The following is a 24,630-nucleotide window of genomic DNA, read 5'->3' as shown; positions in this document are numbered from 1 at the left end:
CGTTTGCGGCCGGGATGGATCGGCAACTTGATCGCTAGCAGCCGCGACAGATCCCAGTGAAACTACTCACCTCCGGCCGCCCCCGCCGGACCGGCGGCTTGCGCGGCTTGGCCTGACGCGCGCTGATGATCCGCTGCGAGGCGCTTGGATACGGCGGCGTCACGAGGCGTGTGCGCTGTCTCGGAGATTCGATCGCGCCGGAGGAGATGGACGGAGGCGGCGGATTGGGCCTGAGCGGCGGCGTGCTCGCGGCATTGCCGATGCCGCTGGGATCGGAGAGCGAGCGAGGGTTGGCCGGGCCGAACGGCACGCCCGATATCGACGAATTGCCGGCGCCGGCCGAGCCGGCCGGCGGCGTCAGTTGCGCAAATGCGCTGGCGGGAATGATCAGGCCGACAGCCACGAAGAGAACAAGCGCCGGATTGCAGGACATAGGTCTCTCCAGGAGGCACCTACCCAACGAACATCTAGGGCGCGCGTTCCCGCGCTTCCAGATGTGCCTGTTTTTCCCGCTTCCGGAGTAGGCGTCGGCGGGAGAATCAGACCTAATTGAGGCGCGATCACGTTTTGAGATTCCGGCGGCATGAACCAGCCTGAAACGCTCGATTCCGATATCCGCGCCCTGCAGCAATGGCTGCGCGCCGCCTGGCGGCAGCTCGGCGATCCCGCCCTCACCACCTTTGCCCGGCGCGAGCTGCGCAACCAGATGAAGCAATGCAGCGCCGACTTGCGGGACTGCCTGCAACGGGCGGCCGAACAACAGTCTGAGCCGGTCCGGCCGCCGGCGCCGGCCCATTCCAGGGCGGAACTGCGAATCCTGTCGTGGTAGCCGAGCCATAACCGGCCGGCCCGCCCCTGTTGATAACCCGCTAGCTGCCCAGCCGGCATCGTAACAGGCCGCCATGGTGTGCTATCGGCATACCGGCCTGACTAACCACGGAAGAAAACACATGCGGATCACCCTGGTCGGTTCCCGCCATTTCGGCGTGACGACGTTCAACACGCTGCGCCAACACGGGGTCGATATCGTCCGCGTCGTCGTTCACGATGGCGAGGACCGGCTTGCCGCCACGGGGCGGGCTGCCGGGATCGAAGTCGTGGTGCAGGCCGACCCGAAACACGTCGTCGCGTCTGAAATCGCGCCGAATACCGACCTGATCGTCACGGCGCACAGCCATGCCCGCGTCGACAGAGACGCCTTGGCGGCATCCAAACTCGGCGGCATTGGCTATCATCCGTCGCTGCTGCCCCGGCATCGCGGCATCGCCGCTGTCGAATGGACCATCAAGGAAGGCGATCCGATCGCCGGCGGCACCGTCTACCACCTTGCCGACCGGATGGATGCCGGCGCCATTGCCGCGCAGGAGTGGGTGTTCGTCAAGAAAGGCGAAACGGCCCGGGAGCTCTGGGAGCGCGCGCTGGCGCCGCTCGGCCAGAAATTGCTGGCCGATGTCATCTACCACGCCAAAGCGCACGGCAGCCTGCCGGCGACGCCCCAAGACGAGGAGTTCGCCACCAAGGCGCCAAGCTTGTCCGACGCCAAACACTGAGCTCTACTATAATACCTGCACACCGCGAGAATCAGGCCCGAACCGCGCCAAATTGGTGAATTCTTCCGTTCCCCGGCGGAACCGGATTCACCTTGATGTGTTTGAACCCACAGGAACTTTCCTCAGTGCTGCGTCGCACCCAAGTTTGAACACATTGTGACAAGATAAGGCGCTCCATCACACACATTTCAGGGGATTTGACCCATGCGCGCCAACCGCATCCGCAACCTGTTGCTTGTTCCGTTCCTCGCTTCCGCCGCGACCTTTGCCAGTGCTCCCGCCTCCGCCCAGAACCCTTATGACGGTCTCTGGCAGGTCACCGTTGTCACAAAAACAGGCAGTTGCGATGCGCAGACTACGTCGACCGTGAATGTCACCGACGGCAAGATTTCGGGCGGTCCGGTTTCCGGCAGCGTCGGCTCCGGGGGACTTGTGCGAGTCTCGATCAATGGTGCATATGCGAACGGTCAACTCAGTGGCAACTCCGGATCGGGGAAATGGAATGGGGCTTCAGCTGGTGTCGCATGTAGCGGTCGATGGGAAGCATCCCGTCAGTAAGGCAAGCCAGACTTTTGAATTTTTCGCCAAAGCGCGGCGGCTGACATTGGCAGCCGTCGCTTTTTTTATGACGACTTTTGCAGCATCGACGAGCTACGCGCAGTCCAGCGCCTTCGCCGGCATGGCCGGCACCTGGTCCGGTCCCGGCACCGTGACGCTGGATGACGGTTCGAACGAACGGATCCGCTGCCGCGCTACCTACAAGGTGGCCGGAGCCAACATGGAAATGGTCCTCACCTGCGCCAGCGACGCCTACAGGTTCAACCTGCAGGCCGCCGTGGTCGCGGCGGGGGGCGAAGTCAGCGGTACCTGGAGCGAGTCCAGCCGCAATGTCGGCGGCAGCATTCAGGGTCGTGGCGCGGGAGGCAGCTTTCAGGTGATCGCCCAGGCGGCCGGCTTCGCCGCCAGCATTGCGCTGAAGACCACCGGCAACAAGCAGCAGATCGCAATGAAAGCCGACAGCCAGTTCCGCGCCGCCAATATCACGCTGTCGAAGTAGACTCGTTTTCCCCCCCCCCTCAACTGTCATCGCCCGCCTTGTGCGCAATTGCGCACGAGGCGGGCGACGACAACTGCGGTCGCTTACCTCGTTTTTTAGCTCGTCTTCGGCTGCTCGAGCTTTGCCGCCGTCTGCTTGATCGTCTTGGCGATCAGCAGGGCCTGTTCCTTGTTGAAGGCAAAATCCTGCACGCCGCGCTGCGTGGTCAGCGACAGCACCATGATGTCCGGCTGGTGCTCGGGCCAGCCGGTTGCGAAAGCGGTGACGAAGTCTGCGGTCGTCGATCGATTGGTCATTGGCTCAAAATATCCTCTGGTCGGACAGCGCCCTTGCCTTGGCGCTTGATCTTGGCGCTTGAGATGTTCGGTTACGCCTTGGGCACGAAGGCGGTCACTTCGATTTCGACTTTCGCCCGCTGGTCGACCAGCCCGTCGATGTAGAGCAGCGTCGATGGCGGGAAATTGCGCCCGAGCGTTTCCTTCCACGCCGCACCGATGCCGGGCCCTGCGGCCTCGTATTCGCTGCGGCTGGTCAGGTACCAGGTCAGGCGGACGATGTGTTCGGGACCGGCGCCGGCTTCTCCCAGCAGCTTGACGATGCGCTTCAGCGCGCTGCCGACCTGGGCGGCCATGTCAGGAGCATAGTCGCCCTTCTCGTCGCCGCCGGTCTGGCCGGCCAGCACGATCCATTTGCCAGGCCCATCGACCTCGACGCCGTGCGAGAAGCCACGGGGTTTCGACCATTCGGCCGGTTGCAGAATACGCATGCAGTTTCCTCCTTGAGACCGCCGCTCTTAGCACTGAACTGGCAGCCGCTCCCACAGCGAAATTGCGATGCCACGCATCGCTGTTCAGCGCATTTGCGCGTTGCAAATTGTGGCGCGCTCGCCGATACCGGCCTGCCCCAACCCCTGCTCGCTCCCAAATGGACCGCACACCATCCAAAACCCTGGCCGCGCTGTGGATGGCCGGCTGGCTCACCCTGATGCTGATCATCGCGATCGCCGGACGCGAGGCGGCGCGCGAGATCAACCTGTTCCAGCTGATGGAGATGCGCTCGATCCTGGGCTTCCTGATGCTGTATCCGCTGATCCACGCCGCAGGCGGATTTGGCATGATGAAGACGAAGCGGCTGCCGCTCTATGTCGCGCGCAACCTCATCCACTACGGCGCGCAGCTCGGCTGGTTCCTTGCGCTGACACTGATCCCGATCGGCCAGGTGGTAGCCATCGAATTCACGATGCCGATCTGGACGGCGATCCTGGCAGCAAGCTTTCTCGGCGAACGCATGACGGTCTGGAAGATCACGGCGATCGTGCTCGGCATCGTCGGCGTCGTCGTGATCGTTCGCCCCGCGACCAGCGAGGTCAATCCGGGACAGCTGATCGCGCTGGCGGCCGCGGTCGGGTTCGGTATCGCGGTCGCGATGGTCAAGTCGCTGACGCGCACCCAACAGCCGCTCGCGATCTTGTTCTGGATGCTGGTGATACAGTCGGCGGTGGGATTGCTCCCCGCGCTCTACGTCTGGGAGTGGCCACCGGTCCATCTCTGGGGATGGGTCGTCATCATCGCGTTTTGCGGCACGTTCTCCCATTACTGCATGGCGCGCGCGATGCTGCATGCGGATGCAACCGTCGTGATCCCCATGGACTTCCTGCGGGTTCCCCTGAGCGCCGCCGCAGGCTGGCTGATCTATTCGGAACGGCTCGACATGCTCACCGTGCTCGGCGCCGCGCTGATCCTCACTGGAAATCTTTTGAACCTGAAGCCGAATCCTTCGACTAAGGCATCGGCCCGAAGCTGAATTTTATTTGCCTGGCTGTGATCCAGATCACGCTAAGACGCGTGTCGCGACGGTAACGGATGGTCCCGGATTTGGTTGTGCGCCTGCTTTTTTGTGGTGCGAAGCAGGCGATTCTTTGTAATGTCCCGCCAGCGTTGCAACCAAAGCCTTTTTGTCGATTCTGCAGGGGGATTCCTATGCGTTACCCGACCCTCATTTTGTCCGTCATCTGCTTGGCCTTTACGGCCGGCGCTGCCAGCGCCGAGAAGCGCGTCGCTTTCGTCGTCGGCAACGGCACCTACAAGAACGTCGCGCCGCTTCCGAATCCTTCCGTTGACGCGAAGGCAATGGCGAGCGCGCTGCGCAATGTCGGGTTCGAGGTGGTCGAAGGTTCCAATCTCACGCGCGACAAGATGACGGAGCGGCTGCTCGACTTCGGCAAGAAGGCGCAGGGCGCCGACGTTGCGTTGTTCTTCTATGCCGGCCACGGCATCGCCATCTCTGGAACCAACTATCTGTTGCCGATCGACGCCGACATCAAATCCGAAATGGACGTCAAGCTGGGCGCTGCGATCAACATCGACCTCACCCTCGAGCAGACCATGGGCGACGCCAAGGTCAAGCTGGTGTTCCTCGATGCCTGCCGCGACAATCCGTTCGCCGCCAAGATCAAGTCGAACTCGGCGACCCGCAGCGTCAACGTGCAGACGGGTCTTGCTGAAATGAAGTCCGGCGAAGGCACGTTGATCGCATTCGCGACCGGCCCGGGCCAGACCGCGCTCGACGGCCAGGAAGGCGGCAACAGCCCGTTCACGCGCGCCTTGCTTGCCAACCTCACCCAGCCCGGGATGGAGATCCAGCAGGCGATGACCAAGGTTCGCGCCCAGGTCAACGAGGAGACCAACAAGGGTCAGCTGCCCTGGGGCCACACCAACCTGATCGGCGCCGTCTACCTGAACGGCGCGCCCGCGCCCGGCGCGGTAGCCGCGGCAGCACCAACGGCAACGGGTTCTACAAAGGCGTCGGACGTGGAACTGGAGTTCTGGCGTTCGATCAAGGATTCCAACAAGCCGGAAGAACTCAATGCCTATCTAACCAACTATCCCAACGGTCAGTTCCGCTCGCTGGCCTTGTCGCGGATTGCGTCGCTGGAGAGCGGTGCGAAGGATGCGACGCGCAACCTGAGCTCCGGGATAGATCCTGCGACCTTCAAGGACGAAGCCAACCAGACCACCGAGGATCAGATCGGCCTCGACAAGGGCCAACGCCGCGACGTGCAGCGCCGCCTGACCGGGCTCGGCTTCGACGTCAAGGCCACCGGCCAGTTCGACGCCCCGACCCGCGCCGTGATCACGCGCTGGCAGGCCGCCCGCGGCTATCCGAAGAGCGGCTATCTCAACAAGCTGCAGCACAAGGCGCTGCTGACCGAGATCGTGGCGGCAGCACCGACCGCGAGCACCGACGAGGAGCGCCCGAAGCCGCGCCGCGCCCCAAGCAGCGGTACCGCCCAGGCCCAGCCCCAGCCGCAGCAGGCTCCGCCGCCGCGCCAGTACAGCGCCCCTGCCCCCGGCCCCGATCCGGCCGGTGCCGGCCGCTTCATCGGCGGCGTCGTCGGCGGCATGCTGCGCTAACGGCGAACAGATCTACAAAAAGGCCCGGGATGATCCCGGGCCTTTTACTTTGCGTTTCGGAAAAGTGAGTTCGACGGCGACGCGCTACTTGCCCGCAGCCTTTCGCAGCGCCTCGTTGATGCGATCCTGCCAGCCCGGACCGCCCTCCTGAAACCACTCCAGAACGTCCTGGTCGATCCGCAGCGTCACCTGTTCGCGCACGCCGGGAATGGCGGCTTGCTTGGGGGGCGCCTCCGCCACCTTGGTCGTGGTCCGCTTGAATGCAGCCTCGGCTTCGGTGCGTGCATCGTTCAGGGTTCTCGGCCGCCTCGGCTGGTCCGCCATCGCTATATTCCTTCAAACAGTGCGGTCGACAAATACCGTTCGGAGAATGATGGCACGACGGCGAGAATGGTCTTGCCGGCGCTCTCGGGACGCTTGCCGATCGCCAGCGCCGCCGCGATCGCAGCACCCGAGGAGATGCCGCCGGAAATGCCCTCCATGCGCGCCAGCGCACGCGACATCTCGATCGCCGCCGGGCCGTTGACCCTGACGATCTCGTCGATGACCGAGCGATCCAGAATGTCCGGAATGAAGCCGGCGCCAATGCCCTGGATCTTGTGCGGCGTATGGTGCCCGCCGCCCAGTACCGGGCTTTCCTCGGGCTCGACCGCGACGATCCGCAAGCTCGGCTTGCGGGGCTTGAGCACCTGTCCGACGCCGGTGATGGTGCCGCCGGTTCCGACGCCGGCGACGAAGAAATCGATATTGCCGCCGGTGTCGTTCCAGATCTCTTCCGCTGTGGTGCGGCGATGGATTTCGGGATTGGCGAGGTTCTTGAACTGCTGCGGCATCACCGCGTTGGGCGTCGTCCGCACCAGTTCCTCCGCGGTTGCGATCGAGCCCTTCATGCCCTGCGCCGCCGGCGTCAGGATGATCTCGGCGCCGAGGAAGGCCAGCATCTTGCGCCGCTCGATCGACATCGATTCCGGCATCACCAGTTTCAACCGGTAGCCGCGCGAGGCCGCGACGAAGGCGAGCGCGATGCCGGTATTCCCTGAGGTCGGCTCGATCAGCACGGTGTCGGCGTTGATCACGCCGGCCTTTTCCATGGCGATCACCATCGCGGCGCCAATGCGGTCTTTCACGCTCGCGGCGGGATTGAAATATTCGAGCTTGGCGAGGATGGTTGCGCTAACACCATGCGCTTCCGGCAATTTGCGCAGGCGCACGATCGGCGTGTCGCCGATCGCATCGACGATGGAATCGTAGACCTTACCCCGCCCCGGACGTTGCACTGCATTCGCGGCTGACGACGCATCCATCTCAACACTCCCAAGCGATCATGTGGGGAACTGGCGACTCTCGCTACTTAGGAGGCGCTCTCGTCGATGCGCAAGCCAGAAACACCAAACTTGCGAATTCGCTGCATCGCAAAATGCAATTGTCGCAAAATATCGCGAAATCAACGCATTTGTGTTGCGACAACGTCAAAGATTTCTGCTTATACTTTGGTCGTGAGCTGAGCCAGAGTTCAGATCGCCAGGGAGGGTCATAAATGCGAGCAATCGCTGAAATCCTGTCGACCGTAGCCTACCGGCCGGATCCGCGCGGATCCGATCTACCCACGTGCCCGGTGTGTGCCGACACCATGGTGGCCGCAGAAGCTTCCGCCTACCTCACCGACAACGTGATCAGCTATCTCTGGACCTGTGACACCTGCGGTTACGGCTTCGTGACCAAGCATTCGGCGAAGAGGTTCGCCTGTAACTAACCTCCAGCTCTATCGTGGAGCAATGTCACCGCGCGCCCAACCGGCGCGCGTTTGATTTTGGAATGTCTCGAACATTCCGCTCGCGATCGCTTCGCGCATGCCCCGCATCAGATGCTGGTAGTAAGCCACGTTGATTTCAGACAGCAGCATCGCGCCGAGTGTTTCTCCCGACCTCACCAGATGATGCAGATAAGCGCGGGAATAGTTGCGCGCCGCTGGCCATTCGCTCTCCTCGTCGAGCGGCCGCGGATCGTCGGCATGGCGGGCGTTGCGCAGATTGATCTGGCCGAAGCGCGTGAACGCCATGCCGTGGCGCCCGTTCCGGGTCGGCATCACGCAGTCGAACATGTCGATGCCGCGCGCCACGCTTTCCAGCAGATCCTCGGGCGTACCGACGCCCATCAGGTAGCGCGGGCGATCCGCTGGAAGTGCCGGCGCGGTTTCCTCGACCATCGCAAGCATCACCACCTGCGGCTCGCCGACCGCAAGCCCGCCGATCGCGTAGCCGTGGAAACCGATCTCCACCAGTTCACACGCGCTGACGTGGCGCATCTCGGGAATGTCGCCGCCCTGCACGATGCCGAACAGCATGTAACCATCGAGCGCGCTCTCGAAGGCGCGCTTGCTGCGCTCGGCCCAGCGTAGCGACAGCCGCATTGCGCGCTCGATGTCGTCGCGCGTGGCCGGCAGCCGCACGCACTCGTCCATCTGCATCGCGATGTCGGCGCCGAGCAGCCGCTGCACCTCGATCGAACGCTCTGGCGACAGCTCAACCTTGGCGCCGTCGATATGCGAGCGGAAGGTCACGGCCTTCTCGGTTACCTTGCGCAGGTCCGACAGCGACATCACCTGGAAGCCGCCGGAGTCGGTCAGCATCGGGCCGTTCCAGCCGGTGAAAGTCTGCAGGCCGCCTAACGCGGCGATCCGCTCGGCGCCCGGCCGCAGCATCAGGTGATAGGTGTTGCCGAGCACGATGTCGGCGCCGGCGTCGCGCACCTCGCGCCAGTGCATGCCCTTCATCGCGCCTGCGGTGCCGACCGGCATGAATGCCGGCGTTTGCACCACGCCATGCGGCGTCGTGAGGCGCCCGGTGCGGGCAGCGCTATCGGTGGCGAGCAGTTCGAAATGATTGGGAAGACTCATGGCGCCTTATTGCGCGCCGGGAACGGTCAATCAACCGCCCAGTGGATGAAATCTGACGCTTGGTGCCCCAACACGGAAGCACGCGGGCTCCCCCGCTATTGGATAAAACTCGGCACTTTGCCTCAGTTGTTGCGGATCGCACCGGCGTCGGTTGCGGCCAAATATGTGACTGCCTGCGCGCGACAATGCTTTCATACTTTCGCATTCTCATCGCTAAAGCGCCACAGAGTGGGCTCCCGATCTCCAGACTGCATGCGTTCGCAGAGGCGTCCGGAGTTCCAAAACTCGGAAATCAGGGAGACGGACATGCAACTCATTCGATCAGACCTCGATTTCATTCTCGCGCAAATTCGATCCGCCGAAACCGGCGCACCTTTGGAGAACCCTTCCCTTCCGTTCGGGCTGCGGACGGTTGACGGCACGAACAACAGCGTGGTGCCAGGCCAGTCGGAGTTCGGCGCCGCGGATCGGGTGTTCCCGCGGATGACCGATCCAATGTTCCGCGAAGCGGACTCAGCGACGTCCTACGCCCAGACCACCGGCACAGTGATCGACGCCCAACCGCGGATCATCAGCAATCTGATTGTAGACCAGAATGCGAACAGCAACCCGGCGGCCGCCGCAGTCGACAGTGATGGCGACGGGGTTATTCCGAACGTGAATCCCGATGGCGCGGCGCCGTTCAATCAGTGGTTCACGTTGTTCGGCCAGTTCTTCGACCATGGCCTGGATCTGGTGAACAAGGGCGACAGCGGTACCGTGTTCATCCCGCTGCAGCCGGACGACCCTCTCTACGTTGAAGGCAGCCCGACCAATTTCATGGTGTTGACGCGTGCGACCAACCAGGCCGGCGCAGACGGAGTCGTTGGGACTTCGGACGATATCCACGAGCACACCAACCAGACGACGCCGTTCATCGATCAGAACCAGACGTACACATCGCATCCGTCACACCAGGTTTTTCTGCGCGAGTACGCGCTTGACGCCAACGGCCATCCGGTGGCAACCGGGCGTCTGCTCGAAGGCGCCGACGGCGGCCTGGCGACATGGGCTGACGTCAAGGCGCAAGCGCGGCAGCTGCTCGGCATCGACCTGACCGATGCCGATGTCACCAACATCCCCTTGCTGGCAACCGACGCTTATGGGCGCTTCCTGCCCGGAGCTCATGGATACGCCCAACTCGTGATGCCCGGCGCTGACGGCATTGCGGGCACGCCCGACGACGTCCTGACGGAAGGCAACCCCGCCAATCCCGTCAGCACCACCGGGGCGGTTCTCACCGGACACGCCTTTCTGAACGACATTGCCCATGATGCCGTTCCGACCGACAAGGTCGCGGACGGCGACACGGAGGTCAGTCTCTCGAACCTTGATGGATCGGATACCAGCGGCAACTACGACAATGAGCTGCTCGATGCCCACTACATCACCGGCGACGGACGCGGGAATGAGAATATCGGCCTGACCGCCGTTCATCACGTTTTCCATGCGGAGCACAACCGGCTGATCGGGCACCTGAAGGAAGTGATCCTGGCCGAAGCAGACAATGATCCTGCATTCGTCAGCCAGTGGCTGAAGCCGGGGGCGGATATATCCGACGGCATCCAGGACAATGAGTGGAATGGCGAGTACCTGTTCCAGGCCGGCAGATTTGCGACCGAGATGCAATACCAGCATCTCGTCTTCGAGGACTTTGCACGCAGCATCCAGCCGAACATCGATGAATTCGAGGCGCACGACGTTACCATCGATCCCGCGATCGTGGCCGAGTTCGCGCACACGGTCTATCGGTTCGGGCACTCGCTGCTGCGCGAGACCGTTGACCGTATCGATGCCGACGGCAACGTGGTCGACGCCAATACCGAGGTGGCGGGCGATCAGCAGCTCAGCCTGATTGACGCCTTCCTCAACCCGCTCGCCTATGCGGAGCGTGGCGCCGACGGCGATGCGGCAGCGGAGATTGTGCGCGGAGCAACAAACGAGGTCGCCAACGGCGTCGACGAATTCGTTACCGATGCGCTGCGTAACAACCTTCTCGGTCTGCCTCTGGACCTTGCGACAATCAACCTCGCGCGCGGCCGTGACACCGGCGTGGCACCGCTCAACGATGTCCGCGAGCAGTTTTACGCAAAAACCGGAGATCCCGATCTCAAGCCATATGCGAGCTGGGCGGAGTTCGGCAACGGCATCAAGCACAAGGAGTCTCTTGTCAACTTCATTGCCGCGTACGGCGTTCATCCGCTGCTCGCTGCTGCCGCCACGGTGGCGGAGAAACGCGCCGCTGCCGTCACCCTCGTCTATGGGACGGCGGATGACCCGACCACGGCGGTAGACGAGACCGTTGGCCCGGACACCGATTTTCTCAACGGCACTGGAGCCTTCGCCGGTGTCGAGACGGGTCTCAATGACGTTGATCTGTGGATCGGAGGCCTGGCGGAGAAGCCGCTGGCGTCGGGCGGGCTGCTGGGCTCGACCTTCAACTTCGTCTTCGAGACCCAGATGGAAAATCTGCAGAATGGTGACCGCTTTTACTACCTGTCGCGGCTGGAAGGTACGAATTTCCTGAATCAGCTCGAGGGCACCTCATTCTCCGAGCTGGTGATGCGCAACACTGGCACCACTCACCTTCCCTTCGACGTCTTCTCGGCGCCCACCTACACGATCGAAGCCGGCGACAAGTCGACCTATCCGGTCGACGCGGCCGGAAATCCATTGGTGAGCAAGCATGGAGGCAAGCTGGCGTTTCTTGGCGACGATCACGTCGTGATCGGCGGCACCGATCGGACGGACAGGATTCAGTCCGGCGCCGGGGACGATACGCTCTGGGGCGACGGTGGCGACGATGTCCTCGACGGCGCCCTCGGCAACGATTCCGTGATCGGTGGCGACGGCAATGACCACCTGACGGGCGGCGACGGCGACGACTTCGTTAACGGCGCCGCCGGAAACGACAAGGTATGGGGCGGCGCGGGTTCTGATCTGCTGGTCGGCCTGGAGGGGCGCGACCGCATCGAGGCCGGCGATGGCGACGACGAGGTCTTCGGGGGCCTCGACAATGACCAGATACTGGGAGGCGCCGGCAACGACGAGCTACTGGGGAACGAGGGCGATGACTGGATGAAGGGCGGCGAAGGCGACGATCACCTGACCGGTGATAACGGCAATCCGTTCGGCGAGCCGCTCCCGGACACGGACACGGCCGTATTCTCGGGCAAGGCAAAGAACTACACGATCACTCACAATGCCGATGGGTCAATCACCGTCACCGACAAAGTCGGTACCGATGGCACGGACACGCTGCAAAATATCGAACGCCTGCAATTTGCCGATCGGACGATTTCGGCAGACGGGGCGACCACCTCAGGGTGTGACCAGCGCTTTGGATGGCGAGAGGAGTTTCGCGACTCGGTCACCAGCGGTCAGACGCTCGCGACCGGCACGAGCGCGGGAGGCCCGGCAGTTCAGGGATCGGCTACCCCGCCTGCGAACGGCTCGACCGCATCGTCCCTGGCAAATCACAGCTTTGCGCTGCTGAACCAGTATCTGGCCGGCAACCCCGGCCGGGTCGATCCCGGTCAGATCGTGGCGACCGGGTCGAATGCCGCCACCAGGGGTCAGGATTCCTTCCTGACCAGACCGCAGCATTGATCCGCTTCCGTACCCGGGCGCCCGGCGCCCGGGTGCGGGTGAGAATCCCGATACGCAGGTGCCGCAACGGCCAGCATTTTCTGGCGCCTTTGCCGCCTTGACTTCCCCTTGCCAAATAAAACGATACCGTATAGTTTTATTGGACAGGACAGGACCCCACTGGCGATGAGGCTGGCGGCGGGCCGGTAGCGCGTGCGGTGACTGACGGCGAATGCCCTCCCTCTCTTTTCTGACTGGATCAATCCTCTCCGACAGCCGGATCAGGAGGACAGGCTCACGCCTGCTTAAGTCGGCCGTCCTGCTGTGCGGCCTCGCGATGGCCGCCTGCACGTCCCTGCCGCGGACGCCCTACAGCGCTGCGGATGCCGCTGGCTCCCGCGTGCTCGACATCGACGGCCTGCGTCGCTACGCCGATGAGCCCGTGACGAAATTCCGTTTCGAGAAAGAAGATCGCTCCTCGACCAGGACCTATCTCGCGCTTTCCGGCGGCGGCGCCGATGGCGCCTATGGCGTGGGCGTGTTGAACGGCTGGACCGCGGCCGGAAACCGCCCGACCTTCTCGGTGGTCTCGGGCGTCAGCACCGGCGGCCTGATTGCGCCGTTTGCGTTTCTCGGGTCGCAATATGACGACACGCTGAAGGAGGTCTATACCAGCGGCATCGCGGAGAGCCTGCTCGATGATCCCAGCATCATCCGCGTGCTGTTCGGCTCCGGCCTGTTCGGCAACAAGCGGCTGCGCGAGCTGGTGGCCCGCTATGTCGGGCCGGAGATTCTGGCCGCTGTCGCCCGCGAAAACGCCAGGGGTCGAAAACTGCTCGTGGTGACGACCGATCTCGATACCCAGCGCACGGTGGTCTGGGACATGGGGAAAATCGCCGCCGTCGGTTCGCCCGAGGCGCTGCACCTGTTTCGCGACGTGATGGCGGCCTCCGCCAGCATTCCCCTGGTTTTCCCGCCCATCCTGATCAAGGCCGGGGGCCAGGGCCGCAGCTTCGAGGAGATGCATGTCGACGGCGGCGTGACCGCTCCGGTCCTGACGCTGCCGGATGCCCTGCTCTTCCAGGGCCGCCTGCCCGGAAACAGCCGGATGAATATCTACATCCTCGTCAACAAGAAGCTCGAACGAACGTTTGAACTCGTGTCCAACAGCACGCTCGATGTCGCCTCGCGCAGCCTGTCGTCGATCACCCAGTCCCAGACGCGGTCGGTGATCTTCTCGACCTACGATTTCGCCAAGCGCAATCGGTGGGGTTTTCACCTGTCCTATATCGAGCGCGACTATCCCGCGTCGCCCAAAGAGGGCTTCGACACCGGCTATATGCGCGCCCTCTATCAGCATGGCTATGAGAAGGCTGCGTCGGGTCACGCCTGGACCTCGACGTTGCCGTGAGCCACCCGGAACGACGACCTGCCCAAACCGTTGACGATATGGCCAATTCGGCCAGATTCGCCATGACGCCCCTCTTGCTGCGCGTTATAGAGCAATGAACAATATCGCGACGGGGCAGGAATCATTGGGCATGGGATTGACTGCGACCAAGGCCAGACCGGCGAAACGGGACGTCCCGAAGTCGCGCGGCGGCCGGCCGACAAAGAGCGCTGCCATCGAGCGCGACCAGCGGCTGATCGAGGTTGCCACCCGTCTTTTCCTGGACCGGGGCTATGACGCGACCTCGCTTGATGCGGTGGCCGAAGCGGCCCGGGTCAGCAAGCCTACCGTCTATGCGCGCTACGGTGACAAGCGCGGCCTGTTTGCGGAGGTGCTGAGGCGCGAGATCGACCGCTGGCTTGCCCCGCTTGCCGAAGCAGCGGAAATGCAGCTGACGCGGCCCTCGGACATTTCAGTCGAGCAGCGGCTGATAGAGGTCGGGCGTGAGATGCTGATGTTCACCTGCGGGCCCGATGCCGTCGCATTCAGCCGCATGATGACGTCGCAGGCCATCAACTTTCCCGACATCGCCAAACTCGGCAAGGAAGAGGGCTGGTTGAAAGCCGTTTCAACGACCGCGCGCTTCTTCGATCATCTGGTCGCCCAGGGCGCCATGGACGTCGAGGATACCGGCATCGCGGCCGAGGTCTTTCTCGACGTGGTCGTCGGCCACACCCACCGGATGGCGACGTTCGGAACGCCGCTCGAGATGAAGTCCGCCGAAAAGCGGATGCGGCTGGCGATCAGGCTGTTCCTGGCCGGCGCGCTCGGGCCACCGAGCCGCGTCCAGCCCAATCCCAAGGGAACCATCCGGCGACGTCCCTCCCGCTGACAATTCCGTGAGAACGGCGTTTCAGATGCGGTACGGGCGGGATGCATCCTTGACCGTAATAAAACGAAACGGTATGGTTTTATTATAAGTGAAGTAGCGGGAGTTCCTGCTTACCAGTCCCGGCAGGGCTCGCGCCGCTTCGATCGCCGCAAACGGCGGTCCCCGTTTGCGACGTTCCGCGGCCGACCCATATACCTCCAAGGGGTCGGCCGCGCTTCTTCGAGACGATCCCGCCCTCCGCCGGCAGAGAGACAGGCTCAAGCACGGAGACTTGCAAACATGCGTGTGCCCCGATGTTGGAGACCATTGCTTGCAGTCGCCCTGCTGGCGATCATTCTCCCTGCCCCGATCTATGCCATGGCGTCGTCGGCCGACGAGCCGACCTCGCTCCGCAATGAGACCGACGATAGCGCCGCGTCCGACCAGCGGGCGATCAACCGTGAGCTCGAGCTTTTCCGCGGATCGGCAGTCTCGCTGAGCCAGGCGATGGCTATCGCCGAAGCCTTGCATGCCGGCGCAACCACCGCCGACGTCAGCTTCGACGGCGCGCCGGAGGCACCGGTCTATCGGGTAAAGACGCTGCACAAAGACCGCATCTGGCACCACGCTATCGACGCCGCAACGGGCAAGCCCGTCGGCGGCGAAGCCGCCCTGCCCCTGAAGGAGTTCGACGCGAACGACCGCAGCAACCTCGTTGCGCTCAAGACGGTTCGGCACGGCCTGGCGGATGCCGTTCGGGTGGCCGAGCATGCGGCGGCGGGCAAGGCCATCAGCGGCGGCCTGATCCGCGAACGCGGCCGGCTGAATTTTGCGATCGTCGTCATGAGCGGCAACGACCTGAAGGCGGTGGTTCTCGAACCTCCTGGCGCCGCAAGGCGTCGGTGACTGGCCTTTTGGCAGCCCGGATCAGACTAAAACCCCGTTGACGGCCGCTCAAAGCTGCCGCATAAGTCCGCGCCATGATGATCTCGACCAAAGCGACCACGAAAACCAAAGCACCCTTCGGGGGCTGGGGAGCCGTGCGCGCGTAGTCGAACGACCGCATCATCCAAACCGAGCCCCGCCTGAAAAGGACCGGGGCTTTTTTATTGCCCGCAACATGCGCGAACCAGGAGGATAGACCCGTGAGCCACGAACCCGTTGTAGCCATTGCCGGCGTGACCGGCGCAGTCGGCGCCGAATTCATCGCCACCATGGATCGGCGCGGCTTCCCCGTCCGCAAGCTGAAGGCGCTGGCCAGCGCCCGCTCGGCCGGCAAGACCATCGATTTCCGCGGCGAGAAGATCGTGATCGAGGAGCTCACCGAGAAGTCGTTCGAGGGCGTCGACATCGCGCTGTTCTCGGCGGGTGCCGGCACCTCCCGGAAGTTCTCGCCTGCGGCCGTCAGGGCCGGCGCGGTCGTGATCGACAATTCCTCGGCTTTCCGCATGGACCCGAACGTGCCGCTGGTGATCCCGGAGATCAACGCGGCCCGCATCCGCGAGCACAACGGCATCATCGCCGTTCCGAACTGCTCGGCGATCACGGCGCTGGTGCCGCTGTGGCCGATCCACAAGGCCAACCGCATCAAGCGCGTCATCCTGTCGACCTATCAGGCGGCGAGCGGCGGCGGCGCCGCCGTGATGCAGGAGCTGGTGGAATCGACCCGCGCTTATCTCGACGGCCGGCCGTTCTCGCCGAAGGTGATCCAGCACCCCTACGCCTTCAACCTGTTCAGCCACAACACGGCGATCGATCCCGAGACCGGCTACAACGACGAAGAGACCAAGGTGATCAAGGAGACGCGCAAGATCTTCGAGGACGACAAGATCGCGATCGGCGTCACCTGCGTCCGCGTGCCGGTGCTGCGCGCCCATTGCGAGGCGATCACGTTCGAGTGCGAGAACCCGATAACCGAGGATGACGTGCGCGCCATCCTGTCGAAGGCACCGGGCGTCAGAATCGTCGACGACCGGGCGAAGAACTATTTCCCGATGCCGATCGATGCCTCCGGCCAGGATGACGTCCTCGTTGGCCGCATCAGGAAGGACCTCAGCGACGCTAGCGGCCACTCGATCTCGATGTTCGTCTCGGCCGACCAGTTGCTGAAGGGCGCGGCTCTGAACGCGATCCAGATCGCCGAGTTGTTGCCGCAGCGCGCGATGGCGTGAGGCTGCCGCTGTGCCGTAGGGTGGGCAAAGGCGCACTTGCGCCGTGCCCACCATCTATCCGCATCGGTGGCATCAGTGGTGGGCACGCTTCGCTTTGCCCACCCTACGAATCTCTGCCCGAGATCGATCTTGGATTCCGGATCGACGTCTGATGGTCGCCGGTGTGGACACGGCGCTTGCGCGCCTTTGCCCACTCTACCGCACGAGTAAGTCAACTGCTCTGACTTATGGTTCGCCGCTCGCGGATGATGTAGCTTCACTCGTGTGAGGTCACGAAACACAGCCAAGCCAGGTTGGGACAGTTCAAGTTCAATTCATCAGCCAGGTAACATCGTTACCTGACGTTGATTTATGCATTCAGTAGCCGCTCGCATTGCAAGAGGCCGTCTCGTATCTGGCCGGTATTCGCAAGGAGTGTGTCATGCGATCCTTTTCAAAAGCAGCTAGTGCAGCACTTGCCCTGTGCATGGTGCTACTATCGTTTGGCTCCAGCGCGTTGGTCGAACCGAAAACGGACGTGGCGGCCGCGGCATCCGCATGGGGGCAAGCTCTTGCCGGAGGCGATCCCGAAAAAGTCCTGGCGCTCTATGCGGACGATGCCGTGCTCTGGGGCACGCTGTCGCCGACGGTGCGTTCCAACCGAGCAGCGCTACAAGATTATTTCGTGGGCGCCTTCAAGGTGCTACCCAATCTGAAGGTTGCTTTCGGCGATCAGTTGATCCGCGTGTACGGAAATGCGGCGATCAACACCGGCTACTACACGTTCTCCTATGGCAGGGATGGCGAGGCGAAGACCTTGCCCGCGCGTTACAGTTTCACCTACGTCAAGAACGGCGAGCGCTGGCTGATCGCCGACCATCATTCCTCGGCCATGCCGGCACCACCAAAATAGTGCCGTAGGGTGGGCAAAGGCGCGTCAGCGTCGTGCCCACCATCTATCCGCGGTCGGTAGCGTCAAGGGTGGGCGCACGCTTCGCTTTCCCCACGGCCCTCATGCGCCCGTGACGCGCCAGATGACGTTGCCGACATCGTCGGCCACCAGAAGCGAGCCATCGGGACCGAGCGTGACGCCGACTGGCCGCCCGTAGGAGACCTTCTCATCGGGTGCGAGGAATCCCGTCAGGATATCGCGCGCCGGGCCGGAAGGGCGGCCGTTCTCGAACGGCACGAAGACGACGGCATAACCGCTCAGCGTGCTGCGATTCCACGAGCCATGCTGGCCAATCACCATGCCGTCCGGGAAGCCCGGCAGCGTGCCTGCCGGCATCCAGCACAGGCCGAGCGAGGCGGTGTGGCCGCCGAGCGCATAGTCCGGTTGAATCGCTTTCGCGACCATCGCCGGGTCCTGCGGCACGCGGTCGTCCACCGTCTGTCCCCAGTAGCAATAAGGCCAGCCGTAGAAGCCGCCGTCGCGCACCGACGTCAGATAGTCCGGCGGCGTCTCGTCGCCGAGGCCGTCGCGTTCGTTGACGACGGTCCAGAGCACGCTTGTGCCGGGCTCCCAGGCGAGGCCCACGGCGTTGCGCAGGCCGCTGGCGAAGATGCGGCTCGTGCCGGCGACGAGGTCAAGTTCATAGATCGCGGCGCGGCCCTCCTCCACCTCCATGCCGTTCTCGGCGATGTTGCTGAGCGAGCCGACACCGGCATAGAGCTTCTTGCCGTCCGCGCCCGGCAGCAGGCTCCGCGTCCAGTGCCCTCCGGGCTTGAACGTGACGAGCTTTTTCCCCTCCGCGGTGATCCGGTCGGCGCCTGCGGAATACGGAAAAGCCACCACGCCGTCGGTGTTGCCGACATAAAAGGTCTCGCCGACCAGCGCCATGCCGAACGGCTGGCTCAACCCCTCCATGAAAACCCCGCGCGCCTCGGCGACGCCATCGCCGTCGCGATCGCGCAGCAGCGTGATGCGGTCGGCGCTGACGCCGAGCGCCGCGGCGCGCCGCATCGTCGCCTGCATCGCGTAGTGGAACACGCTCCTGGGCGGTCCGGCGATCTGTGTCGCCTCGGCGATGAGGACGTCGCCATTCGGCAGCACGTTGATCCAGCGCGGGTGGTCGAGATCGGTCGCAAAGGCGTTGACCTTGAGCCCGGGTGCTGCGGTCGGCTTCTGCCCCTTGCTCCAGCCCTGCGCCGTCGGCATCTTCAGCGTCGGTATCGGGCCTTGCGGCTTCGCCTCCGGGATCGCCGGCGTATTGCCCCAGGCCGGCGCTGGCGCGGATCCCTGCAGACGGCGCCATTGCAGCGCGACGGCGCCGATCAGCGCGACGAACCGCGCAAAAATACCCGACATGTCCATGAAGTTCTCCAGATGATCGCGCGCGCACCCTATCCGACGCCATGAAGCGTTGGAACCTCGTAGGCGGCGCGCAAACCCGCCGGCACCTATGCGTTTTCGGGTGAAAGCAGCCGATGTCGCCGGCCGGCCGCGGCGCCGATGGGTAGACACGGTAGTACTACGACCTTGGCGGCATCAGCCGAATCGCAGAAACACAATCTTGGCGCTTCTTTGTCAAAGCGCTTCCTCCCTGAACCTTGCGCCCGCCCGGTCGGCGGGCCTCTTTTTCAAGTGAAGGGAGCCCGGCTCAGTCCGTCGCGCGAAACAGCAGGCAGGCGTCGCCGTAGGAATAGAACCGGTAGCCGGCGGCGATCGCGTGCGCGTAAGCCTGCTTCATGGTGTCGAGACCGGAGAATGCCGACACCAGCATGAACAGCGTCGAGCGCGGCAAATGGAAATTGGTCATGAGGATATCGACCGCGCGAAAGCGATAGCCCGGCGTGATGAAGATCGAGGTCTCGCCGTCGAACGGCTGAACAATACCGTCTTCGCGCGTGGCGCTCTCCAACAGCCGCAGCGACGTGGTGCCGACGGCGATGATGCGCCCGCCCCTGGCGCGCGCGGCGTTCAATGACGCAGCTGTCGCGGCCGAGATCGAACCCCACTCGGCGTGCATCTTGTGCTCGGAGGTCTCCTCGACCTTGACCGGCAGGAAGGTCCCTGCCCCGACATGCAGGGTCAGCCGGTGCAGCTCGACGCCACCGCCGCGCAGCGCAGCCTCCAGCGCAGGCGTGAAATGCAGGCCTGCCGTGGGCGCCGCGACCGCGCCCTCGTTCGCCGCGAACATGGTCTGGTAGTCGGCGGCATCGCGATCGTCAGGCGTTCGCTTGGAGGCGATATAGGGCGGCAGCGGCGGCGTGCCGAGATCGGCGATGGCCTGGTCCAGCGTGGGGCCATGGAATGAGAACGACAGCGTGATCTCGCCCTCCTCGCCCTTGGCCTCGACCTCGGCGTCGAGATGGCCGAGCAGGCAGACCTTGCCCTCATTGCCGAAGCGAACGGTGTCGCCGGGCGCGAGCTTCTTCGCCGGCTTGACCAGCGCCTGCCAGCGCGAGCCGTCGAGCCGCTTGATCAGCGTCGCCTCGATCTTCGGCTCGGTCTCGCGCCCGATGCGCCGGCCCTTGAGCTGGGCTGATATCACCTTGGTGTCGTTGACGACGAGCTGGTCGCCGGCTTTCAGCCATTGCGGCAGTTCGGCCACGGTGCGGTCGTGCAGCACACCGCCCTGCTGCACCACAAGCATGCGCGCAGCATCGCGCGGGCTGGCGGGCCGCAGCGCGATGCTGGTTGGGGGAAGTTCGAAGTCGAAGAGATCGGTGCGCATGTTCAAGTCGTCATTGCCGGACTTGATCCGGCAATCCATCTTCTTCGCAAGATGGATACCCGGGTCAAGCCCGGGTATGACGGATTACATCAAGCCGCGTCCAGCGCCATCCGCGCCTTGACGATCTTGTCCGGGTTCTGCACCGGCTCGCCGCGCTTGATCTTGTCGACGTTCTCCATGCCCGAGGTGACCTTGCCCCAGACCGTGTACTGGCCGTTGAGGAAGGAAGCGTCGTCGAAGCAGATGAAGAACTGGCTGTCGCCAGAATCGGGGTTGGCGGCGCGGGCCATCGAGACGGTGCCGCGCACATGCGGCTCCTTGTTGAACTCGGCCTTCAGCTTGTTGCCGGAACCGCCGGTGCCGGTGCCGTGCGGGCAGCCGGTCTGCGCCATAAAACCCTCGATCACGCGATGGAACACGATGCCATCGTAGAATCCGTCGCGCACCAGTTTCGTGATCTGGGCGACATGGCCGGGCGCGAGGTCGGGGCGCATCTCGATGGTGACGGGGCCCTGGGTCGTTTCAAGGATCAAAGTATTTTCGGTATCAGCCATGCTCTTTTCTCTTCTGGTTTGGGTGGACGTTTGCGGGTTCTGAAGGTGACCGCGAAAGGCCGGCCGGCAACCGCACCGCCCAGTCCCTCGGTAAATGACAACGGCGTACAGCGTTGCAAGGTTTCCATGACGGCAATCCGGTACGCAATCCGGTCGTTCTCGCTGGGATTTCCGGATTCATAGGTAATCCTGGGTTGACCGAGAATGGCGCCTGTGCGGTTGAAACTGACGACGACGGTGATGTCCATCGGCTCGGCGCGCGAGTAGGACGGCGGCTGCCAGCACGAATACAGCTTGGCGAAGACGTCCTTGAGGGTATCGAGCTGCTGCGGCTCGGCCGAGGCGTCAGCCCCCGACGCCAGCCACACCAGAGCGGCGGCAAACCACAGCGTTGGCTTGCTGCGCGGCCGTTTCATGACCTCACTTGATGTCGGATGCGACTTGCACCTTCACCATCTTGTCGGGATCGGCGACCGGCTCACCGCGCTTGATCTTGTCGACCACATCCATGCCGGCCACCACTTCGCCGATCACGGTATACTTGCCGTTCAGCGACGAGCCTTCGGCGAACATGATGAAGAACTGCGAATTCGCCGAGTTGGGATCGCTGGTGCGCGCCATGCCGACGATGCCGCGCTTGTACGGCACGTTGGAGAATTCGGCCGGCAGGTTCGGATATTTCGAGCCGCCGGTGCCGTTGAAATTCTTGCCGTCGCCGGTCTGCGCCATGAAGCCCTCGATCACGCGATGGAACGGCACGTTGTTGTAGTAGCCCTCGCGCGCGAGCAGCTTGATGCGCTCGGCATGCTGGGGCGCTAGATCGTTCCGCAGCTTGATCACGATGCGACCCTTGGTGGTGTCGATCACGATCGCGTTCGCCTTGTCGAGATTGGCGGGCAGCGGCTGCGCGATCGCGGGGGCCACAACGAACAGCGCGGCGAGAACGGCGAGAATTCGGATCATGAAAGCTCCGGTGATGTGAAAACAGGAAAACGTCGTGACGCGTACTGGCGCCTTAGCCCGCGAATTTGGTCTTCAGGCTGGCGGCAACCGACGGCGGCACGAACGCCGATACGTCGCCGCCCATTGCCGCGATTTGGCGCACCAGTGTGGCGGTGATCGGGCGGACCGCGACCGAGGCCGGCAGAAACACCGTGTGCACCTCCGGCGCCATGGTCTCGTTCATCCCCGCGATCTGCATTTCGTAATCGAGGTCAGTGCCGTCGCGCAGACCGCGGATCATGATGGTGGCCCCGGCCTTCTGGGCCGCGGTGACCGTCAGATTGTCGTAGGTCGTGCAGTCGAACTCGCAGCCGACCTTGGCGGCCAAGGGCGCGAATACCGCCCGGACCATCTCCAGGCGCTCGTCGGTCGAAAACAGCGGCTTTTTGCCGGGATGAACGCCGATGGCGACGATCAGACGGTCGCAAAGGCCGACGGCGTTCCGGACCACGTCCAGATGGCCATTGGTGACGGGATCGAAAGAGCCGGGGTAAAGCGCGATACGGGGCATGGACCCTCCTACCTCGCCCCGGGCGGCCCGGCAAGCCGGACCCGGTTCCACCGGGGGCCGGCTTTTTATTTCAGATCGGCCAATGAACCAGTCCCCCGCGCCGAGCGTCTTCCCGGGGCGGGCCGGAATGTTTCGTCCGCCACTGGCCGACGAAACAAAACTCGGCCGGGACGAAACCATTTTCGTAGCTGGCGAAGACAGCCGGAAACTTGCGCTGGCTACAAGTCCATCCAACGAAACGACGACGGGCCGCGAAGGGCCCACGACAGGGGACCGTCATGATCAAGGCTTTTTCTGCAGTCGCTGCTGCCGCGTTCATCGCTGCCGCGCTGACCGTCCTGCCCGGCTTTGCGCCGCAGGTCGAAGCCAGCGTGCCGCAGGCGCTGGCCAAGGGCGACCGCCTGCCGGTCCGCACCGTCGGCAAGGATTGCGCGCAGCAGGCCTGGCCGAATTTCGATGCCTCCTGCCTCCGCACCGCCGGCTCCAATGCGGGTGTTCGTGAAGCCCGCCTGGTGACCGCCGACCGCACCCCGTAACGGCAAGATTTGGTTCCGCCCCCCACCTCCAAGGAACCGCAGTGATGGCGAGCAGGGATCCCCCCTCCCTGCTCGCCATTTGCGTTCTGGATGCCTGCCTCTAATTCTTCCGGCTGCGTCAGGCGCGCGATTTGGCCTTGCCGGAAGATCGCACCGGGCGGCCATCCGCCGTTGCCTGATTGCCGACGCGCTTCAGCACCGAAGTTACGACGTATCGACCGGCGGGATGGATGCTTTCCGATATTTCGAACAGACGGCCGTGCGCGTCCAGATAACGGCGGATGACTTCGAGCGCGGGCGATCCGGCTTCCGCCCCCAGCGCCTTCGCGTATTCGGTCGGAATCACGGTCGCCGCCACGGTCTGATGCACTTCGGAAGCGATCACGCCGTAGCTGTCCGCAATCATGTCACAGACCAGGCGGCGGTCTTTCCGGATGTCGCTTACGGCATCCGCATAGCTCTCCTCGACATAAACATTGACCCAGGCGAGCGGCGCGCTTTTGGGTTTTGTCGAAGCACGAACGTACGGGATCCGAAGCCAGCGTGACCCTGGCTGGCAGCCAAAACGCTTCGCGGCCTGGCGATCCATGACGACAGTCTCGATACGCCTGATATCGCGGTCCGTCGCCGCGGCGAGTTCAACGAGATCGCTCAATGCGCCCAGCGTCTGCTGAAAGCTTTCCTGCGGACGCTCGCGGCTTTCGACCCGCGTGCCGGAGCCCTTCCGGCGCGACACCGCCCCGAGCTCGGTGAGCCGGCGCATCGCCGCCCGCACCGTCTGCCGGCTGACATCGTAGCGCGCGGCAAGCTCGAGCTCAGTCGGGATCAGGCCGCCGACCGGATATTGGCCGCGGTGGATCGCTTCCAGCAGATCGCGGGCAATGTCCTCGTAGATGGGCATGTCGAACGGTTCTCGCGGGGTCGGGCCGCTGCCATAGCACGGCTTCGATAGCCCGCGCACCGGAGCTTGACAAATTTGTACGCATCAATCATATGGCCGTACATATTAACAGGAAGGAAACACGCGCGTGGCCAGCACGATGTTCGACAGCGCCCTTTATCGCGACGTTTTCTCGACGCCCTCCATGCGGGCGGTATTTTCCGACGAAGCGCAGCTCAAGGCGTATGTGCAGGCCGAGGTGGCGCTTGCCGTGGCCCAGGGCGAGATCGGTGTGATCCCGCGCGAGGCGGCCGAGGCGATCGCGCGGCAGGCGCCGGCGGTCACGCTCGACAGCGAACAGTTGAAGCGCGACACCGAGAATGTCGGCTATCCCATTGTCGGCCTGGTCCGCCAGCTATCGGAGCGACTGGGCGAATCCGGCCGCTATCTGCATTGGGGCGCGACCACCCAGGACATTATGGATACGGCGACCGTGCTGCAACTGCGCGACGCGGT

At 63.7% G+C, this 24,630-nt stretch carries 28 protein-coding genes; 15 read left to right on the top strand and 13 right to left on the bottom strand.

Features of this window, described 5'->3' with window-relative positions:
- Positions 1 to 34: 34 nt before the first annotated feature.
- Entirely contained in the window at positions 35 to 433 is a 399-nt protein-coding gene (locus CQ12_RS40405; protein WP_057840796.1) for a hypothetical protein, read from the bottom strand.
- A 150-nt stretch (positions 434 to 583) separates the two neighbouring features.
- Here CQ12_RS40405 and CQ12_RS40400 point away from each other — a divergent pair, with 150 nt between their 5' ends.
- From CQ12_RS40400 to CQ12_RS40390, 4 genes are all read left to right on the top strand, one after another.
- Positions 584 to 829, top strand: coding sequence for a hypothetical protein (locus CQ12_RS40400; RefSeq protein ID WP_057840795.1), 246 nt, complete (start codon positions 584 to 586; stop codon positions 827 to 829).
- Positions 830 to 950: 121 nt separating this feature from the next.
- A complete protein-coding gene (locus CQ12_RS40395; RefSeq protein ID WP_057840794.1) occupies positions 951 to 1,550 on the top strand; it encodes a formyltransferase family protein in 600 nt (199 codons plus the stop codon).
- 204 nt (positions 1,551 to 1,754) lie between these two features.
- Positions 1,755 to 2,108 carry a hypothetical protein gene (locus tag CQ12_RS43155; RefSeq protein ID WP_083519702.1) on the top strand — a complete coding sequence of 118 codons (354 nt, stop codon included), beginning with the start codon at positions 1,755 to 1,757 and terminating at the stop codon, positions 2,106 to 2,108.
- The gene (locus CQ12_RS40390; protein WP_057840793.1) at positions 2,053 to 2,607 is read left to right on the top strand and encodes a hypothetical protein; all 555 of its coding nucleotides are present in this window, start codon (positions 2,053 to 2,055) and stop codon (positions 2,605 to 2,607) included. The genes CQ12_RS43155 and CQ12_RS40390 overlap by 56 nt, the downstream gene beginning before the upstream one ends.
- Positions 2,608 to 2,702: 95 nt before the next feature.
- On the opposite strand, the gene CQ12_RS40385 is transcribed toward CQ12_RS40390, so the two are convergent.
- Both CQ12_RS40385 and CQ12_RS40380 read right to left on the bottom strand, forming a co-directional pair.
- Positions 2,703 to 2,903 (bottom strand): hypothetical protein, encoded by a 201-nt coding sequence (locus tag CQ12_RS40385; RefSeq protein WP_057840792.1) that lies wholly within the window; start codon positions 2,901 to 2,903, stop codon positions 2,703 to 2,705.
- A gap of 71 nt (positions 2,904 to 2,974) precedes the next feature.
- The gene (locus CQ12_RS40380; RefSeq protein ID WP_057840791.1) at positions 2,975 to 3,373 is read right to left on the bottom strand and encodes a RidA family protein; all 399 of its coding nucleotides are present in this window, start codon (positions 3,371 to 3,373) and stop codon (positions 2,975 to 2,977) included.
- A gap of 158 nt (positions 3,374 to 3,531) precedes the next feature.
- Between CQ12_RS40380 and CQ12_RS40375 the strand changes: the two genes are divergently transcribed.
- Together CQ12_RS40375 and CQ12_RS40370 are read left to right on the top strand one after the other, a co-directional pair.
- Positions 3,532 to 4,410, top strand: coding sequence for a DMT family transporter (locus tag CQ12_RS40375; RefSeq protein WP_057840790.1), 879 nt, complete (start codon positions 3,532 to 3,534; stop codon positions 4,408 to 4,410).
- A gap of 176 nt (positions 4,411 to 4,586) precedes the next feature.
- Positions 4,587 to 6,020, top strand: coding sequence for a caspase family protein (locus tag CQ12_RS40370; protein WP_057840789.1), 1,434 nt, complete (start codon positions 4,587 to 4,589; stop codon positions 6,018 to 6,020).
- An 84-nt stretch (positions 6,021 to 6,104) separates the two neighbouring features.
- On the opposite strand, the gene CQ12_RS40365 is transcribed toward CQ12_RS40370, so the two are convergent.
- A complete protein-coding gene (locus tag CQ12_RS40365; protein WP_057840788.1) occupies positions 6,105 to 6,344 on the bottom strand; it encodes a BrnA antitoxin family protein in 240 nt (79 codons plus the stop codon).
- Between the two features lie 2 nt (positions 6,345 to 6,346).
- Complete coding sequence (gene cysK / locus CQ12_RS40360; protein ID WP_057840787.1) at positions 6,347 to 7,324, bottom strand: cysteine synthase A; 978 nt, start codon at positions 7,322 to 7,324, stop codon at positions 6,347 to 6,349.
- Between the two features lie 233 nt (positions 7,325 to 7,557).
- On the opposite strand from cysK, the gene CQ12_RS40355 reads away from it, so the two are divergent.
- Positions 7,558 to 7,773: a hypothetical protein gene (locus CQ12_RS40355; RefSeq protein WP_057840786.1), complete on the top strand. Its 216-nt coding sequence runs from the start codon at positions 7,558 to 7,560 to the stop codon at positions 7,771 to 7,773.
- A gap of 9 nt (positions 7,774 to 7,782) precedes the next feature.
- Here CQ12_RS40355 and tgt read toward each other — a convergent pair whose 3' ends face one another.
- Entirely contained in the window at positions 7,783 to 8,916 is a 1,134-nt protein-coding gene (tgt, locus tag CQ12_RS40350) for a tRNA guanosine(34) transglycosylase Tgt (RefSeq protein WP_057840785.1), read from the bottom strand.
- A gap of 306 nt (positions 8,917 to 9,222) precedes the next feature.
- Between tgt and CQ12_RS40345 the strand changes: the two genes are divergently transcribed.
- The 6 genes from CQ12_RS40345 (at position 9,223) to CQ12_RS40320 (ending at position 17,867) form a co-directional block, all read left to right on the top strand.
- Positions 9,223 to 12,564, top strand: a complete 3,342-nt coding sequence (locus tag CQ12_RS40345; protein ID WP_083519706.1) for a peroxidase family protein — start codon at positions 9,223 to 9,225, stop codon at positions 12,562 to 12,564.
- A 211-nt stretch (positions 12,565 to 12,775) separates the two neighbouring features.
- Positions 12,776 to 13,954: a patatin-like phospholipase family protein gene (locus CQ12_RS40340; RefSeq protein ID WP_057840783.1), complete on the top strand. Its 1,179-nt coding sequence runs from the start codon at positions 12,776 to 12,778 to the stop codon at positions 13,952 to 13,954.
- A 130-nt stretch (positions 13,955 to 14,084) separates the two neighbouring features.
- Entirely contained in the window at positions 14,085 to 14,825 is a 741-nt protein-coding gene (locus tag CQ12_RS40335; protein ID WP_057840813.1) for a TetR/AcrR family transcriptional regulator, read from the top strand.
- Positions 14,826 to 15,182: 357 nt separating this feature from the next.
- On the top strand, positions 15,183 to 15,710 hold the full coding sequence (locus CQ12_RS40330; RefSeq protein ID WP_245310356.1) for a PepSY domain-containing protein: 528 nt from the start codon (positions 15,183 to 15,185) through the stop codon (positions 15,708 to 15,710).
- Between the two features lie 239 nt (positions 15,711 to 15,949).
- A complete protein-coding gene (locus tag CQ12_RS40325) occupies positions 15,950 to 16,975 on the top strand; it encodes an aspartate-semialdehyde dehydrogenase (protein ID WP_057840781.1) in 1,026 nt (341 codons plus the stop codon).
- A gap of 373 nt (positions 16,976 to 17,348) precedes the next feature.
- Complete coding sequence (locus CQ12_RS40320) at positions 17,349 to 17,867, top strand: SgcJ/EcaC family oxidoreductase (RefSeq protein ID WP_083519701.1); 519 nt, start codon at positions 17,349 to 17,351, stop codon at positions 17,865 to 17,867.
- A 99-nt stretch (positions 17,868 to 17,966) separates the two neighbouring features.
- On the opposite strand, the gene CQ12_RS40315 is transcribed toward CQ12_RS40320, so the two are convergent.
- From CQ12_RS40315 to coaD, 6 genes are all read right to left on the bottom strand, one after another.
- Positions 17,967 to 19,268: a PQQ-dependent sugar dehydrogenase gene (locus CQ12_RS40315; protein WP_057840779.1), complete on the bottom strand. Its 1,302-nt coding sequence runs from the start codon at positions 19,266 to 19,268 to the stop codon at positions 17,967 to 17,969.
- Between the two features lie 286 nt (positions 19,269 to 19,554).
- Positions 19,555 to 20,631, bottom strand: a complete 1,077-nt coding sequence (queA, locus tag CQ12_RS40310; protein WP_057840812.1) for a tRNA preQ1(34) S-adenosylmethionine ribosyltransferase-isomerase QueA — start codon at positions 20,629 to 20,631, stop codon at positions 19,555 to 19,557.
- Between the two features lie 89 nt (positions 20,632 to 20,720).
- Positions 20,721 to 21,185, bottom strand: coding sequence for a peptidylprolyl isomerase (locus tag CQ12_RS40305; protein ID WP_057840778.1), 465 nt, complete (start codon positions 21,183 to 21,185; stop codon positions 20,721 to 20,723).
- Entirely contained in the window at positions 21,161 to 21,601 is a 441-nt protein-coding gene (locus CQ12_RS40300) for a hypothetical protein (protein WP_057840811.1), read from the bottom strand. Before CQ12_RS40300 ends, CQ12_RS40305 begins: the two co-directional genes overlap by 25 nt.
- Positions 21,602 to 21,605: 4 nt before the next feature.
- Positions 21,606 to 22,148 carry a peptidylprolyl isomerase gene (locus tag CQ12_RS40295; protein ID WP_057840777.1) on the bottom strand — a complete coding sequence of 181 codons (543 nt, stop codon included), beginning with the start codon at positions 22,146 to 22,148 and terminating at the stop codon, positions 21,606 to 21,608.
- Between the two features lie 52 nt (positions 22,149 to 22,200).
- Positions 22,201 to 22,698 (bottom strand): pantetheine-phosphate adenylyltransferase, encoded by a 498-nt coding sequence (gene coaD / locus CQ12_RS40290; RefSeq protein ID WP_057840776.1) that lies wholly within the window; start codon positions 22,696 to 22,698, stop codon positions 22,201 to 22,203.
- A 278-nt stretch (positions 22,699 to 22,976) separates the two neighbouring features.
- On the opposite strand from coaD, the gene CQ12_RS40285 reads away from it, so the two are divergent.
- The gene (locus CQ12_RS40285) at positions 22,977 to 23,234 is read left to right on the top strand and encodes a hypothetical protein (protein WP_057840775.1); all 258 of its coding nucleotides are present in this window, start codon (positions 22,977 to 22,979) and stop codon (positions 23,232 to 23,234) included.
- A gap of 118 nt (positions 23,235 to 23,352) precedes the next feature.
- Here the strand turns inward: CQ12_RS40285 and CQ12_RS40280 are convergent, their stop codons facing one another.
- Entirely contained in the window at positions 23,353 to 24,135 is a 783-nt protein-coding gene (locus CQ12_RS40280) for a GntR family transcriptional regulator (RefSeq protein ID WP_063799902.1), read from the bottom strand.
- Positions 24,136 to 24,262: 127 nt separating this feature from the next.
- Here CQ12_RS40280 and CQ12_RS41550 point away from each other — a divergent pair.
- The coding region (locus CQ12_RS41550) for a lyase family protein (protein WP_245310355.1) at positions 24,263 to 24,630 on the top strand (368 nt) is incomplete at its 3' end.

Source organism: Bradyrhizobium jicamae, assembly GCF_001440395.1.
GTDB lineage: Bacteria > Pseudomonadota > Alphaproteobacteria > Rhizobiales > Xanthobacteraceae > Bradyrhizobium > Bradyrhizobium jicamae.
Note: the sequence above shows the minus strand (reverse complement) of the source record. Positions and strands in the feature narration are given on the sequence as shown.

What these genes read in the sequence shown, in the direction of transcription:
- CQ12_RS40405 (WP_057840796.1), bottom strand. Translation starts at nt 433, where the DNA reads ATGTCCTGCAATCCGGCGCTTGTTCTCTTCGTGGCTGTCGGCCTGATC.
- CQ12_RS40400 (WP_057840795.1), top strand. Translation starts at nt 584, where the DNA reads ATGAACCAGCCTGAAACGCTCGATTCCGATATCCGCGCCCTGCAGCAA.
- CQ12_RS40395 (WP_057840794.1), top strand. Translation starts at nt 951, where the DNA reads ATGCGGATCACCCTGGTCGGTTCCCGCCATTTCGGCGTGACGACGTTC.
- CQ12_RS43155 (WP_083519702.1), top strand. Translation starts at nt 1,755, where the DNA reads ATGCGCGCCAACCGCATCCGCAACCTGTTGCTTGTTCCGTTCCTCGCT.
- CQ12_RS40390 (WP_057840793.1), top strand. Translation starts at nt 2,053, where the DNA reads ATGGGGCTTCAGCTGGTGTCGCATGTAGCGGTCGATGGGAAGCATCCC.
- CQ12_RS40385 (WP_057840792.1), bottom strand. Translation starts at nt 2,903, where the DNA reads ATGACCAATCGATCGACGACCGCAGACTTCGTCACCGCTTTCGCAACC.
- CQ12_RS40380 (WP_057840791.1), bottom strand. Translation starts at nt 3,373, where the DNA reads ATGCGTATTCTGCAACCGGCCGAATGGTCGAAACCCCGTGGCTTCTCG.
- CQ12_RS40375 (WP_057840790.1), top strand. Translation starts at nt 3,532, where the DNA reads ATGGACCGCACACCATCCAAAACCCTGGCCGCGCTGTGGATGGCCGGC.
- CQ12_RS40370 (WP_057840789.1), top strand. Translation starts at nt 4,587, where the DNA reads ATGCGTTACCCGACCCTCATTTTGTCCGTCATCTGCTTGGCCTTTACG.
- CQ12_RS40365 (WP_057840788.1), bottom strand. Translation starts at nt 6,344, where the DNA reads ATGGCGGACCAGCCGAGGCGGCCGAGAACCCTGAACGATGCACGCACC.
- cysK (WP_057840787.1), bottom strand. Translation starts at nt 7,324, where the DNA reads ATGGATGCGTCGTCAGCCGCGAATGCAGTGCAACGTCCGGGGCGGGGT.
- CQ12_RS40355 (WP_057840786.1), top strand. Translation starts at nt 7,558, where the DNA reads ATGCGAGCAATCGCTGAAATCCTGTCGACCGTAGCCTACCGGCCGGAT.
- tgt (WP_057840785.1), bottom strand. Translation starts at nt 8,916, where the DNA reads ATGAGTCTTCCCAATCATTTCGAACTGCTCGCCACCGATAGCGCTGCC.
- CQ12_RS40345 (WP_083519706.1), top strand. Translation starts at nt 9,223, where the DNA reads ATGCAACTCATTCGATCAGACCTCGATTTCATTCTCGCGCAAATTCGA.
- CQ12_RS40340 (WP_057840783.1), top strand. Translation starts at nt 12,776, where the DNA reads ATGCCCTCCCTCTCTTTTCTGACTGGATCAATCCTCTCCGACAGCCGG.
- CQ12_RS40335 (WP_057840813.1), top strand. Translation starts at nt 14,085, where the DNA reads ATGGGATTGACTGCGACCAAGGCCAGACCGGCGAAACGGGACGTCCCG.
- CQ12_RS40330 (WP_245310356.1), top strand. Translation starts at nt 15,183, where the DNA reads ATGGCGTCGTCGGCCGACGAGCCGACCTCGCTCCGCAATGAGACCGAC.
- CQ12_RS40315 (WP_057840779.1), bottom strand. Translation starts at nt 19,268, where the DNA reads ATGGACATGTCGGGTATTTTTGCGCGGTTCGTCGCGCTGATCGGCGCC.
- queA (WP_057840812.1), bottom strand. Translation starts at nt 20,631, where the DNA reads ATGCGCACCGATCTCTTCGACTTCGAACTTCCCCCAACCAGCATCGCG.
- CQ12_RS40305 (WP_057840778.1), bottom strand. Translation starts at nt 21,185, where the DNA reads ATGGCTGATACCGAAAATACTTTGATCCTTGAAACGACCCAGGGCCCC.
- CQ12_RS40300 (WP_057840811.1), bottom strand. Translation starts at nt 21,601, where the DNA reads ATGAAACGGCCGCGCAGCAAGCCAACGCTGTGGTTTGCCGCCGCTCTG.
- CQ12_RS40295 (WP_057840777.1), bottom strand. Translation starts at nt 22,148, where the DNA reads ATGATCCGAATTCTCGCCGTTCTCGCCGCGCTGTTCGTTGTGGCCCCC.
- coaD (WP_057840776.1), bottom strand. Translation starts at nt 22,698, where the DNA reads ATGCCCCGTATCGCGCTTTACCCCGGCTCTTTCGATCCCGTCACCAAT.
- CQ12_RS40285 (WP_057840775.1), top strand. Translation starts at nt 22,977, where the DNA reads ATGATCAAGGCTTTTTCTGCAGTCGCTGCTGCCGCGTTCATCGCTGCC.
- CQ12_RS40280 (WP_063799902.1), bottom strand. Translation starts at nt 24,135, where the DNA reads ATGCCCATCTACGAGGACATTGCCCGCGATCTGCTGGAAGCGATCCAC.